At 69.8% G+C, this 12787-nt stretch carries 13 protein-coding genes and 1 pseudogene; 5 read left to right on the top strand and 9 right to left on the bottom strand.

The annotated features are described in order from the left end of the window. Nucleotides 1–4: 4 nt before the first annotated feature. The 4 genes and pseudogenes from JNUCC0626_RS45930 to JNUCC0626_RS45945 all read right to left on the bottom strand — a co-directional run. Nucleotides 5–466: pseudogene (locus JNUCC0626_RS45930) on the bottom strand (hypothetical protein); the annotation flags it as partial. Beyond that, the gene (locus JNUCC0626_RS45935) at nucleotides 466–1491 is read right to left on the bottom strand and encodes a hemolysin family protein (protein WP_394616882.1); all 1026 of its coding nucleotides are present in this window, start codon (nucleotides 1489–1491) and stop codon (nucleotides 466–468) included. The pseudogene JNUCC0626_RS45930 and the gene JNUCC0626_RS45935, both read right to left, overlap by 1 nt. Continuing rightward, entirely contained in the window at nucleotides 1488–2795 is a 1308-nt protein-coding gene (locus tag JNUCC0626_RS45940; RefSeq protein ID WP_394616883.1) for a hemolysin family protein, read from the bottom strand. Before JNUCC0626_RS45940 ends, JNUCC0626_RS45935 begins: the two co-directional genes overlap by 4 nt. A gap of 110 nt (nucleotides 2796–2905) precedes the next feature. Further along, nucleotides 2906–3922, bottom strand: a complete 1017-nt coding sequence (locus tag JNUCC0626_RS45945; protein ID WP_394616884.1) for a LacI family DNA-binding transcriptional regulator — start codon at nucleotides 3920–3922, stop codon at nucleotides 2906–2908. A 122-nt stretch (nucleotides 3923–4044) separates the two neighbouring features. Between JNUCC0626_RS45945 and JNUCC0626_RS45950 the strand changes: the two genes are divergently transcribed. The 3 genes from JNUCC0626_RS45950 to JNUCC0626_RS45960 are packed head-to-tail and all read left to right on the top strand — an operon-like array spanning nucleotide 4045 to nucleotide 6987. After that, nucleotides 4045–5187, top strand: coding sequence for a Gfo/Idh/MocA family protein (locus JNUCC0626_RS45950; protein ID WP_394616885.1), 1143 nt, complete (start codon nucleotides 4045–4047; stop codon nucleotides 5185–5187). Then, nucleotides 5180–6199 (top strand): dihydrodipicolinate synthase family protein, encoded by a 1020-nt coding sequence (locus tag JNUCC0626_RS45955; RefSeq protein WP_394616886.1) that lies wholly within the window; start codon nucleotides 5180–5182, stop codon nucleotides 6197–6199. The genes JNUCC0626_RS45950 and JNUCC0626_RS45955 overlap by 8 nt, the downstream gene beginning before the upstream one ends. Further along, complete coding sequence (locus JNUCC0626_RS45960; RefSeq protein ID WP_394616887.1) at nucleotides 6181–6987, top strand: sugar phosphate isomerase/epimerase family protein; 807 nt, start codon at nucleotides 6181–6183, stop codon at nucleotides 6985–6987. The genes JNUCC0626_RS45955 and JNUCC0626_RS45960 overlap by 19 nt, the downstream gene beginning before the upstream one ends. Nucleotides 6988–7098: 111 nt before the next feature. Here the strand turns inward: JNUCC0626_RS45960 and JNUCC0626_RS45965 are convergent, their stop codons facing one another. Next, a complete protein-coding gene (locus tag JNUCC0626_RS45965; protein ID WP_394616888.1) occupies nucleotides 7099–8133 on the bottom strand; it encodes a serine hydrolase in 1035 nt (344 codons plus the stop codon). Nucleotides 8134–8182: 49 nt separating this feature from the next. On the opposite strand from JNUCC0626_RS45965, the gene JNUCC0626_RS45970 reads away from it, so the two are divergent. Further along, nucleotides 8183–8866, top strand: a complete 684-nt coding sequence (locus JNUCC0626_RS45970) for an SDR family oxidoreductase (protein ID WP_394622250.1) — start codon at nucleotides 8183–8185, stop codon at nucleotides 8864–8866. Between the two features lie 11 nt (nucleotides 8867–8877). Beyond that, nucleotides 8878–9489: an alpha/beta hydrolase family protein gene (locus JNUCC0626_RS45975; protein WP_394616889.1), complete on the top strand. Its 612-nt coding sequence runs from the start codon at nucleotides 8878–8880 to the stop codon at nucleotides 9487–9489. On the opposite strand, the gene JNUCC0626_RS45980 is transcribed toward JNUCC0626_RS45975, so the two are convergent. From JNUCC0626_RS45980 to JNUCC0626_RS45995, 4 genes are read right to left on the bottom strand one after another with little or no spacing between them, the layout of a single operon-like run. Next, nucleotides 9476–10027: a S1 RNA-binding domain-containing protein gene (locus tag JNUCC0626_RS45980; RefSeq protein ID WP_394616890.1), complete on the bottom strand. Its 552-nt coding sequence runs from the start codon at nucleotides 10025–10027 to the stop codon at nucleotides 9476–9478. The genes JNUCC0626_RS45975 and JNUCC0626_RS45980 overlap by 14 nt on opposite strands. Beyond that, nucleotides 10024–10827: an alpha/beta fold hydrolase gene (locus JNUCC0626_RS45985; RefSeq protein ID WP_394616891.1), complete on the bottom strand. Its 804-nt coding sequence runs from the start codon at nucleotides 10825–10827 to the stop codon at nucleotides 10024–10026. Before JNUCC0626_RS45985 ends, JNUCC0626_RS45980 begins: the two co-directional genes overlap by 4 nt. A gap of 18 nt (nucleotides 10828–10845) precedes the next feature. Continuing rightward, on the bottom strand, nucleotides 10846–11277 hold the full coding sequence (locus tag JNUCC0626_RS45990) for a cupin domain-containing protein (RefSeq protein ID WP_394616892.1): 432 nt from the start codon (nucleotides 11275–11277) through the stop codon (nucleotides 10846–10848). Further along, on the bottom strand, nucleotides 11274–12758 hold the full coding sequence (locus tag JNUCC0626_RS45995; RefSeq protein ID WP_394616893.1) for a diguanylate cyclase domain-containing protein: 1485 nt from the start codon (nucleotides 12756–12758) through the stop codon (nucleotides 11274–11276). The genes JNUCC0626_RS45990 and JNUCC0626_RS45995 overlap by 4 nt, the downstream gene beginning before the upstream one ends. Between the last annotated feature and the right edge of the window lie 29 nt (nucleotides 12759–12787).

Below are 12787 nucleotides of genomic sequence, written 5' to 3' on the forward strand. Positions count from 1 at the left end.
CGGCGGCAACGGGATCAACGTCTCGCACGCACACGGACTCCACCGGCCGCAACGCCGCGAGCGCCTCCAACTGCGCCCGCCCCTGCACCCCGGCCCCGATCACCGTCACGGTCCGCGCCTCCGGCCGTGCCGGCAGATGGGCGCCCAGCGCACCGCCCAGCCCGGTCCGCACCGCGGTCAGCCCCGGACTGTCGATCAACGCCAGCAGGTCGCCCGACAGGTCGTGCAGGCAGATCACCCCGGTGATGGCGGGGGAGCGCGACGGGTTCTTGGCGTGCACCTTCACCGTGTACGCGGGAATCCCGGGTGACAGTCCAGGCATCAGCACCATCGCCGTCACGTCCGGCGTGACGGCCGCCCGCACCCGCCGACCCGGCTCCGCTCCCACCCGCAACGCCTCGGTGAGCTCCGCCGCGAGCCGGGGCAGGTCGATCTCACAATCGCCCGCCCCGAGCACCAACGGCATCAGACCCAGCGCACGTGGGTGCCGTCCCGGACGGTGCCCACGTACTCCTCCACCAGGTCCTCCAACGCCACGACACCGAACACCGTGCCGTCGGCGGACACCGCGCGCGCGAGGTGCGACTGGGCCCGGCGCAACGCCGCCAGCGCCTCGTCCAGCCGCGCGTCCACCGGCACCTCCGGCAGTCCGCGCACCCGGTCGCGAGGCACCGAGGTCGAAGCACCTTCGAGGTCCAGCACGTCCTTGACGTGCAGGTACCCGATCAGTCCCGACTCGGCCAGCACGGGGAACCGGGAGAACCCGGTTGCCGCCACGGCCGCCTCGATCTCGCCCACGGTCGGCGTCGAGGACACCGTCGTCAGCCGGTCGAGCGGCACCAGCACGTCGGCCACCGTGCGTTCGGCCGACGACAACGTCTGCGCCAGCCGCCGGTGTTCCGAGTCCTCCAGCAGGCCCTCGGAGCGGGACTGGCCGATCAGCAACGCGAGCTCGTCCGGCGTGTAGGCCGACTCCAGCTCGTCGACGGGCTCCACGCCGAACCGCCGCAGCACCCACCGGCCCACGGCGGTGAACATCGCCAGCACCGGCGAGATCATCCGCGAGAACCCGTAGTGCACCGGGACCAGCCACACCGCGGCCCGTTCGGGACCGGCGATGGCCAGGTTCTTCGGCACCATCTCGCCGAGGATCGTGTGCAGCGCGACGACGATGACCAACGCCACCGCGAACGCCACACCGTGCACCACGGCCAGTGGCAGGCCGACGGCGCCGAGGGGCCCCTCCAGCACCGACGCCAACGCGGGTTCGGCGATCGCACCGAGCCCCAACGAGCACAAGGTGATGCCCAGCTGCGCGCCCGCGATGAGCAACGGCAGCTCCTGCGACGCCTTGATCGCCGTGCGGGCCCGGGCGGAACCCTTGTCCGCCAACGCTTCCAGGCGGTCCCGGCGCGCGGTGATCACCGCGAACTCGGCACCGACGAAGAACGCGTTGCCCGCCAGCAGAAGTGCGATGACGAGGAAGTTCACGACGACACCACCCGCAGCTCGGCCACGCGGTGCTTGTCCATCCGCATGACGGTGACCCTCCAGCCGTCGACGCGGATCTCGTCACCGACGTCGGGGATCCGGCCGAGCCGCGCCAGCACCAGTCCGGCCAGCGTCTCGTAGTCGCCCTCGGGCATCTGGAACCCCGTGGCGTCGGCCACCTCGTCGTCGCGCAGCAGGCCGGACACGATCCAGCTGTCCTTGCCGAGCGAGCGCACCGGCGCCGCCTCACCGCGGTCGTGCTCGTCGCGCACGTCGCCGACGATCTCCTCGACCACGTCCTCGAGCGTCACCAGCCCGGCCGTGCCGCCGTACTCGTCCACGACCAGCGCGGACTGCAGCCCGGACGCGCGCAGCCGGTCCAGCAGCGCGTCGCCCTCCAGCGTCTCCGGCACCGAGTACACGGGCCGGGTCAACGCCGACAGGGGAGTGGACCCGCGCAGCGCGGCCGGGACCGCGAACGCCTGCTTGACGTGCACGATGCCGCTCACCTCGTCCAGCGACCCGTTGTGCACCGGGAACCGCGAGAACCCGGTGTCCCGGGCCTTGCGCACCAGGTCGGCGACGGTGGCGTCGCCCCGCAGCGCCTCGACCCGCACGCGCGGCGTCATCAGCTCGCCCGCCGTTCTGTCGCCGAAGCGCAGCGACCGGTCGAGCAGCACCGCGGTGCTCTCGTCCAGCGTGCCGTGCTCGGCCGACGTGCGGACCAGCGCGCCCAGCTCCTCCGGCGACCGCGCCGACGCCAGCTCCTCGACCGGTTCGACGCCGAAGCGCCGCACCAGCCAGTTCGCGGAGTTGTTCATCGCGGTGATCAACCAGCGGAACACCGTGGAGAACGCCGCCTGCAACCCGACCACGCCGCGCGCGGTCTCGAGCGGCTTCGCGATCGCCAGGTTCTTGGGCACGAGCTCGCCGAACACCATCGACAACGCGGTGGCGATCGCCAGGGCGAGCGCGAGCGACAGCCAGTCGGCCACCGGCTCGGACACGCCGAGCCCGGAGAGCCCCGGCTCGATCAGGTTCGCGATCGCGGGTTCCGCGATGTAACCGGTGATCAGCGTGGTCAGGGTGATGGCGAGCTGGGCGCCGGAGAGCTGGAACGACAGCGTGCGGTGCGCACGGTCGATGGTGTGCGCTTTCGCGTCACCGACCTCGGCGACGTGCCGCTCGACCGTGCTGCGTTCCAGCGCGGTCAGCGAGAACTCCGCCGCCACCGCGATGAAGGTGCCGGCTGTCAACGCCACCACGGCGAGCAGTCCGAGCACGCTCAGAAGAATGCCGGTCACCTATGCGCTCCAACAGAACAGGCGACCGGGCGTATATGCCAGTCAGGGCCAGACCCCATGGGGACGGCTCAACTCCTCGTGACTTAAGAATCGTGATTAGCCAGACGAGTCTAATTGTGGGCAGTCGAGGCCCGGAGCACCACCTCACCCGCCACTCGGACGGTGCGGGCCTCGTCACCTCCGCCGTCGAGCACGAGACCTGCGGCGATCTCGCCCATCTCCTCCAGCGGAAGGCGCACAGTGGACAAAGCGGGCACGGTGTCGCGCAAAGTGGGGATGTCGTCGAACCCGGCGATCGACATGTCGTCCGGAATCCGCACGCCCCGCTCGCGCAGTGCGGCCATCGCGCCCATCGCCATCACGTCGGTCACGGCGAACACGCAGGTGGCGCGTGATTTCGACCCCAGCAACTCCATCGCGGCCTCGTAGCCGCCGTCGCGCGTGAAGGCGCCGTTGATCACCACGGGCGGCGCGATGCCGGCGTCGTTCAGACCCGCCTTGAACCCGGCCAACCGGTCCCGCGCGACCACGAGTTCCGAAGGACCACCCAATACGGCGAACTTCTTGTGCCCCAGTTCGGCGAGGGCACGGGCCAGCGCCCGGCCGCCCGCCCGGTTGCCCGGCACGACCGTGTCGGTGCCGAGCTTCGCCTGCGAGACGCACGCCACCCGGCCGCCCTGCTCGGTGAACGCGTCGATCTCCGCCGCGAGCCGCGACTGAGCCGCGCGGTCCGTGGTCCGCGACCCCGCCAGCACCACCGCCCGCGCCCGATGCGCACGCAGAGTAGAGAGCAGCTCCGCCTCACGCTCCGGACGACGCCCCGTCGTGCCGAGGACGACGACGAGCCCGGCCTCCTCGGCCACCCGCGTCACCCCCGCCGCGATGCAGGAGAAGTACGGGTCGGTGATGTCGTGGACCACCAGCCCCACCAGGGAACTGGAGTTGCGGGCCAGCGCCTGTGCCGAGGCGTTCGGCACGTACCCGAGCTCCTCCGCGGTGCGCAGCACGCGATCGCTCAGGTCCCCGCTCACCTGTCGCGTGCTGCCGTTGAGCACGCGGGAAGCCGTCGCCAACGACACACCCGCCTGCTTCGCCACCTCGGCGAGCGTCACCTGTCGGGCGGACACGACCACCTCCGTCAACGTGCATGTGAGCGCTGAGACTAACTCGCGAGGAGGTTGACGTCCGTGAAGCGCCGCGATTAGCGTGGCGGGAAAGCGCTTTCCAGCGCTGCTACCAGGGAGGTGCGATGGCGGTCAGGACCATTGGCGTGGCGGTCAACGGCGTCACGGGGCGGATGGGATACCGCCAGCATCTGGTCCGCTCGCTGCTGCCGTTGCGCGACGAGGGCGTGCGGTTGCAGGACGGGACCCTGCTCAAGGTGGAACCGGTCCTGGTGGGCCGCAACGCCGACAAGCTCAAGGAGATCGCCGAGCGCCACGACCTCGCGCGCTGGACGACGGACCTCGACTCGGCGCTCGCCGACCCGTCCGTCGAGATCTACTTCGACTCGCAGGTCACCTCGAAGCACGTCGAGTCGATCACGAAGGCCCTGGAGGCCGGCAAGCACGTCTACACCGAGAAACCGGTCTCGGAAACGGTCGATCAGGCAGTGGAACTCGGTCGCCTGGCCGACGAGCGCGGTCTGAAGCACGGCGTGGTGGCGGACAAGCTGTACCTGCCGGGCATCCGCAAGCTCAAGCGGCTGATCGACGGCGGCTTCTTCGGCCGGATCCTGAGCGTGCGCGGGGAGTTCGGCTACTGGGTCTTCGAGGGCGACTGGCAGCCCGCGCAGCGCCCGAGCTGGAACTACCGGGCCGAGGACGGCGGCGGCATCGTCTCGGACATGTTCTGCCACTGGAGCTACCTGCTGCACGACCTGTTCGGGCGGGTGGAGGCGGTGACCGCGAAGGCCGTCACGCACATCCCGACGCGCTGGGACGAGCAGAACAACGCTTACGACGCCACCGCGGACGACTCGGCGTACGGCATCTTCGAGATCGAGAACGGCGTCATCGCGCAGATCAACTCGTCCTGGTGCGTGCGGGTGCGCCGCGACGAGCTGGTCGAGTTCCAAGTGGACGGCACCGAGGGGAGCGCGGTCGCGGGGCTGCGGGAGTGCTTCGTGCAGCCCCGCGCCGTGACGCCGAAACCGGTGTGGAACCCGGATCTCCCGGTCACGCACCCGTTCCGCGACCAGTGGCAGCAGGTGCCGGACAACGACGAGTTCGACAACGGCTTCAAGGTGCAGTGGGCGGAGTTCCTGCGGCACGTCTACGAGGGCGCGCCGTTCCCGCACGACTTCCGCGCGGGCGCACGGGGTGTGGCGCTCGCCGCCGCCGGTCTCCAGTCCTCTTCGGAGGGTCGCCGGGTGGAGATCGCTGATGTCTAAACGGATTGTGTTCGCCGCGGCACACGTCGTGGCGAAGGACGAGACCACGGTGGACTGGGACGCCACGCTGGCGTTCCGGCACCACCTCTGGTCGCACGGCCTGGGCGTCGCCGAGGCGATGGACACCGCCCAGCGCGGCATGGGCCTCGACTGGCCGACCGCCGCCGAGCTGATCCGCCGCAGCGCCGCCGAGAGGACCGGGCGGATCTGCGCGGGCGTCGCCACCGACCACCTGACCGGTGAGCCGAGCCTCGACGACGTGCTGAACGCCTACCTGGAGCAGCTCGACGCCGTCCAGGAAGCGGGCGCCCAGCCCGTCCTGATGTGCTCGCGCCAGCTCGCCGCCGCCGCTCGTGGCCCCGAGGACTACGAGAAGGTCTACGGCACGCTGCTCGACCGCGTCAGCGAACCGGTGATCCTGCACTGGCTCGGCACCGCGTTCGACCCGAAGCTGGAGGGCTACTGGGGCGCCGCGGACATCCCCCAGGCCACCCGCAACTTCCTGGAGATCATCCACTCGCGGCCCGACAAGGTCGACGGCGTGAAGGTCTCGCTGCTCGACGCGGACCACGAGATCGGCCTGCGCCGGGCGTTGCCCGAGGGCGTCCTCTGCTACACCGGCGACGACTTCAACTACCCGCAGCTGATCGCGGGCGACGACCAGGGCCACAGCCACGCGTTGCTCGGCATCTTCGACCCGATCGCGCCGGTGGCCGCGAAAGCGCTTGCCGAACTCGCTCAGGGCAACACCGACGAGTTCCACCGCATAATGGCGCCGACGGTTCCGTTGTCCCGCCATCTGTTCAGCACACCGACCTACTACTACAAGACCGGTGTGGTGTTCCTGGCCTGGCTCGCCGGGCACCAGGAACGCTTCCAACTCCTCGGCGGCCTCGAAACCGCCCGCACCGTCGAGCACCTCGCCGAGGCGAAACGGCTCGCCGAGATCGCCGGTGTGATCGACCCGGACTTCGCGGAACGGAGGTGGAGCGCGTGGCTCGCCTCTCGCTGAACCAGGCCACGATCAAACGCGCGACCGTCTCCGAGGCCGTCGACGGCTGCGCGCGGCACGGCATCGAGTCGATCGGGCTGTGGCGCGAACCGGTGGCCTACCAGGGCCTGGAGCGCAGCGCCAAGATCGTCCGCGACGCCGGGCTGCGGGTGTCGTCGTTGTGCCGCGGCGGTTTTCTCACCGCCGTGGACAACCGCGAGGCGCTCGACGACAACCGCCGCGCCATCGACGAGGCGGCGGCGCTCGGCACCGACACGCTGGTCATGGTCGTCGGGGGAGTGGCGGCCGACAAGGACCTCGTCGGCGCACGTCAACGCGTCACCGACGCCATCGCGGAACTTGCGCCGTACGCCCAGCAGGCCGGCGTGATCCTGGCGTTGGAGCCGATGCACCCGGTGTTCTGCGCGGACCGCGGCGTGCTGTCGACGTTGGCCCAGGCACTCGACATCGCCGAACGCCACGAGTCCGTCGGCGTCGTCGTGGACGCGCTGCACGTGTGGTGGGACCCCGCCGTGGACGAGCAGATCGCGCGGGCGGGCGACCGCATCGCCTCGTACCAGGTGTGCGACTGGCTCACGCCGGTGCCCGAGGACGTGTTGCTGGGACGTGGTTATCCCGGTGACGGGGACATCGATCTGGACCGCCTGACGCGCGTCGTCGCGGCGACGGGCTACGCGCGGGACGTCGAGGTCGAGATCTTCAACGCGGCCATCTGGGCGGCGGACTTCGACGAGGTGATCGGCCAGGTGTCACGCAGGTACCACGACGTTGTGGAACCGGCGCTCTGACCACTACGCGGGGAAGCCGGTCGTCGACGGCGGCGACGACCGACCCCGGCGTGGTGCCTGTATAGCCGAAAACCAGAGCCGTTAGGTCCGAGTTTCGGATAAATCTCAGAATCAGCCGCCGTTGAAGAACCTGTAAACCTTTGCACGGTGCTTGGGCTTCGTGGTCGTGATCTTGATGACCGCGTCGAACATCGACCGGCCGAGCTCCGCGCGGGCCGCGACGGCCGGGTGCGTGGTGCTGAAGTCCTCGTCGTTGATCGCCTTGTCGCCCGCGAACTCACCCGACGCGAACATCGAGTAGATCAGGATCGCCCGGTTGTCCGCGCTGAACATGATCCCGGCCTCGTTGCGGCCGTCGGCGAACCAGCCCGCCTTCGTCGCGACGCGCAGCCGCTCGTTGGTGGTGAGGTTGAGCCGCACGCCGTCGGTGAAGCTCGCCGTCGCGCGCAGGATGTTCAGCAGGTACGCGGTGGACGCCGCGGACAGCAGCTGACCGTCGACCAGCTTCTGCAGCAACGTGTGCGTCTCGCGCGCCGTCGTGGTGCCGAGGAAGAACCGGTTCGGGTTCGCGACCGGGACGACCTGCGTGTGCACGAACCCCTTGGAGCGCAGGATCTCGTTGAGTTCCAACGCCGGCACCACGAGACCGCACAGGCGCACGGCGGTGTTGTCCGAGACGGTCAGCAGGTTCGCGAGCGCGTGGCCGACCGTCACCTCGCTCGGGTACGCGCCGTCGAGCGCGAAGATGCCGTCGGTGTCCTGGATGACGATCGCGGCCGACACCGTGACCGTCTGGTCGAGCGTGATCAGCCCGCGGTCGACCTTGTCCAGCACGGCGACCGCGACCGCGATCTTGTTGACGCTGTAGGCCTCGACGACGACGTCGGCGTTCTCGTCGACCGCGGGCTTGGTGGCGCCGTCGAGGTCGGCGACCGTGATGAGCGACGACCAGGTGCCTCTCGCCTTGCGGGCCTGTCGCTTGTAGACCTGGGCGACGCGCTTGCGCGACCGGTCGGCCGTCGCCGGGGAGCGTTCGATCTCTACCTCCGCGTCTTCCTGCGCTTGTGCTGCACCGTTGGAGCCGAGCACGGCCGTCGCGGCGGCGACGGTTCCCAGCCCGAACACGGACCTGCGGTTCAAAGTCATGGCGCAATCAAAACAGGCGGCACTGACGTTTCCCTGACTAGGGTTGCCGATCATGGAACACGTCTTCGTGGTGACCGGCGCCTCCCGCGGAATCGGGGCGGCGACCGCCGTTCTCGCAGCTCAGGCGGGGTATCGCGTCGTCAGGGCTTCCCGCAGCGCCGAAGAATCTGTCGGAGATCGCGGCTGGGACGCGCGATGCGACGTTTCTTCCTGGGATTCCGTGCAGGATCTCATGTCCCGAGTGGAAGCACGATGGGGCAGGATCGACGTGGTGTTCGCGAACGCCGGGGTCTCGGTGGACACCTCGTTCGTCTCTTCGGCCGGTGCCAAGCCTTCCGAATGGACGGACATGGTCGTCACGAACGTCTGCGGCCCCGCCTTCACGGCCCGCGCCGCCATGCCCGCGCTGATGAAGTCCGGCGGCCACCTGGTCATGACGGGCTCCGCCGCGGGCAGGGGAGTCCGCCCCGGCAACCTGTACTCGGCGACCAAGTGGGCGATCACCGGTCTGGCACAGGCGATCCGCGCCGAGGCCGTGGGCACCGGCGTCCGCGTGACGGTGATCCAGCCGGGCCTCGTCGACACCGAGGGCATCCCGGCATCCCGCGCGAACGACCCGAAGCTCGAACCGGAGGACGTGGGCAGGGCGGTGCTCTACGCGGTCTCCCAACCATCCACTGTGGACGTGAACGAGATCCTGCTGAGGCCGACCGGCCAGGCAGCACACCGCTAGGGGGAACCGCTTTGATCGTGCTCTTCGCCGTCGGTGGCGGTGGCGACCCGGAACGCCACCGCCCGCTCCTCGACCACTTCACCGCGCGCGGCCACCAGGTGATCGCGCCGTCGTTCCCGCGCCTGCACCCACAAGAGGCCACGTGGGACGACTACCTGGCACGCCCGCTGGGCCTGGTCGAGGCGCTGCGCGACGTGCCGGCGGACGAGGAGGTGGCCGTGATCGGCCACTCGATCGGCGCGTGGTCCGCGTTGTGCCTCGCGGGCGCGACACCGTGGAGCAAGGAGCGCGAACCCCTCGACGTGCCAAGGGATCCGCGCGTCAGCCGGCTGGTGCTCTACACGCCGCCCGCCGGGTGGTTCGCGGCTCCCGGCGCGTTGGACGGCGTGCGGACCCCGATGCTCGTCTACGTCGGCGAGCTCGACACGTTCGTGCCGGCGTCGGAAGTCGAGATCCTGCGTGCCGCACCCGCCGAGGTGGATCTGCGGGTGGTGCCCAAGGCGGGGCACTTCGGGTTCGTGCACGTGCCGCCGCCGGGGATGGAGGACGACCCGGGGTTCGACCGGGCCGCGTTCCTGCCGCAGCTGGTCGACGAGACCTACGCGTTCGTCACCGCTGGCTGAACGACACCCGGCGCCGCTCCAGGTCGAAGTCGGCGAGCACCACCGTGATCTCGTCGCCTTCCCGCGGCGGCGCCGAGGTGAAGTCCTTCTCGTGCAGCAGCCCCTCGACGCCGTCGGCGACCCGCACGACGACGCCGAACGGAACCACTTTGGTCACCGAGCCGCGGAACTCCTGACCGGCGGTGGCGGCGAACGCCCGCAGCGGGTCCGGCTGCAACGCCTTCAGCGACAGCCGGGCCTCCTGCTGCCAGGCGTCGTGTTCCTGGAACTCGCCGGTGACGCGTTGCCCGACCTGCACCACCTCGGCCACGGAGCCGACGCGCTGCCAGGTCAGATCGATGACCCTGATGAACCCGACACCGGGATGGGCCGGATGCGGCGGACCCTCGTCGAGCGCCACGAACACGCCGAAGTTCTCGATCGCCGCGACCGTCCCGGACAGCAGCTGCCCCGGACGCAGGCCGGACAGGAAGGCGTGCAACTCCGGGTACGCCTCCGCCAGTTCACGCTCGCGCGGGTTCTGCCAGGAGCCGGTCACGCGTCCGCCAGGAACTCGACCACCAGCCGGTTCACCTCGTCCGGGCGCTCCAGGTACCCGACGTGCCCGGCGTCCGCGACCTCCGCGTACCGCGCGCCGGGGATCGCCTCCGCCACCTCGCGAGACAGGCGCGGCGGCAGCACCAGGTCGTCCGCGAACCCGATCACCAGCGACCGCGTCGTGATGGCGCGGTAGGCGTCGAGCCGCACGTCGTACTCGGACAGCGCCAGCTGAGCGCGTTCGCCCGCGCCGAGCGTGGCACCCGCGAACTCGTACATCTGCAACCAGTCGCGCGCCACCATCGGGTCGGCGAGCGTCGCCCGCGACAGGTTCCGCACCACCGACGCCACCGAGTAGAACGCCAGCGGGATCTCGACGCCCTTGTCGTGCAGGTCGCACAACGCCTGCGACCACGCCTGCTGCACGGGTTCGGAACGCCCGGCGGTCGCCATCAGCACCACCGACCGCACCAGCTCGGGCCGTGCCAGCGCCAGTTCCTGGGTGATCCGCGCGCCCAGCGACGTGCCGATCACGTGCGCCGGACCGCCCAGGTACTCGATCAGCGCCGCGGTGTCGGCCACCATGTCGTCGATCGTGAAGCCCTCGCCGCACTCCGACGACGGGCTGATACCGCGGTTGTCGAAGTACGCCACCCGGTAACCGGCTTTGACCAGCGCGGGCACCTGGTACGTGCGCCAGACGCGGCCGGGACTGCCGGTGCCCATCACGAGCACGACGAGATCGCCGGAACCCTCGGTCTGGACGTTCAGCTCGATGCCGTTGAGCGGGACAAGGGCCATTCGCAAGATCCTAGAGAGCTAGAACCTGCACAGGGGTCGAATGACGGTGGCGTGTGAGGGATAACGCTCGCACAGCGCGTCCGCGTGCCCGAACTCCACGATGTCGTCGGTGTACGGCGGCACCACCACCGTGCCGACCAATGACCAGTCGCCCGCCGGAGTGCTGCCCTGCCAGACGCCCGCCGGCACCACGACCTGCGGGTTCGACGCGCTGAGCACCGGCTCGGTGACCGTGCCGTCCGGGTGCAGCAGCAGCATCCGCAACGGCGACCCGGCGTGGAAGTGGTAGATCTCCAGGTGCTTCAGCACGTGCATGCCGGAGAAGTCGGGGCTGCGCAACAGGTACGCGATCGCCGACACCTCGTCGGAGCGGTGCGTCTGCGCGAAGTACCCGCCCTCCACGGGCAGTTCCTGCATGTTCAACGAGGCGATCAACTGCTCTGGGGTCACGTCATCTCCGGAAGCGGTGAACCGTGCACGACGACCATGCCCTTGCCGAGCCGCTTCGCCGTGTACATCGCGGCGTCCGCGGCCCCCAGCACGTCGTCGGCGGTGATCTTGGGATCGTACGAGAACCGTTGCGCCACACCGATGCTGGCGTGCACGCGGTGGGTCCGGCCGCGCACCTCGTGCGGGTGGCCGAGCGAGTCGAGCAGCCGTGCGCCGATCTCCTCGGCGTCGCCGCCGTCGACCAGCACGCCGAACTCGTCACCGCCGAGCCGCGCCACGGTGTCTTCCGGGCGGACGCTGTTTTCCAGCCGTGCGGCGACATTGCGCAGGACGACGTCGCCCTCCGCGTGGCCGTTGTTGTCGTTGACGGCCTTGAAACCGTCCACATCGATGAACAACAGGATCAACGGCTTGGCGCGGTCACGCACGGAAAGCGCGCGCTCCAGCCGTTCGCGGAACAACGAGCGGTTCGCGACGCCGGTCAACGGGTCGTGCGTCGCCTCGTGCCGTAGCTGTTCACGAGAGACGCGCAGCTGGTCCATCAGCCGTACGTTGTCCATCATCGTGAGCAACTGACGCACGATCACGAGACACATGACCACCAGCCCGACGTAGATCTCGACCGGGTTCAGCCGGCCACCCGTCGCGGTGTTCCAGATGACGAACAACCCGGTGATCGCGAGCGGCAGGTACGGCACGAGCAGGTGCAGCAGGTCCGCCGTGCGCATCCGGCCGGGCGTCGGATCGAGGTTGCGCGCCGGCGCCAGCGCGCTCAGCAGGAAGAACGCCGGGCACAGCATGAACCCGATGTCCGCCGACGCCGGAATCGCCGTGTTGCCCTTGGAGATGTAGAACGCGAACACCCAGCCCGACGACGACTGGGCGATACCCGCCAGTGCGACGAAAAGCATCGGCCACTGACGCACGGCCTGATGCGTCCACGACATCACAACGATCGCCACGAGCAGCACGAGGTACGCGGCGGGATGCGCCACCACCGTGGCGAACCCAGGCCCCGACGTGGCCCACGCGCGGGTCAGCGACTCCAGCGCCGACACCCACGTCAGCACGAACAACGACCCGATCACGATCAGCCCGTCCAGCGCGACGACCGTGCGGCTGCGGTAGTTCGGCAGCAGATCGTCCGCACGGCGTTGCTGCGCCTTCGCGATGAGCGCGGCCAGGCACAGCACCGGCACCATCGTGAACCCGAGCGGCGCGATCGTGGACGACGGCAGTTGCACGCCCAGGATCTGCTGCCCCCAGATCCACGCCGACAACCCGACGCTCAGACTCGCCATCGCCGCCGTCATCCAGCGGTTTCGCCTGCGTGCGTAGGCGATCAGCGCCGCCACGGCGAACACGAGCTGCACCACTTTGTCGATTGCGATACCGATATCGCGAGGGGCGGCGAGGGCGGTGAGGATGGCGATCGCCATGAAGGTGCCGACGCACCCGGCGATGATCCAGAACCGCTTCACCCGTGCACTCCCGTGATCGAAACCCGACC

Origin of the sequence: Lentzea sp. JNUCC 0626 (genome assembly GCF_043632865.1) — a bacterium.
GTDB lineage: Bacteria > Actinomycetota > Actinomycetes > Mycobacteriales > Pseudonocardiaceae > Lentzea.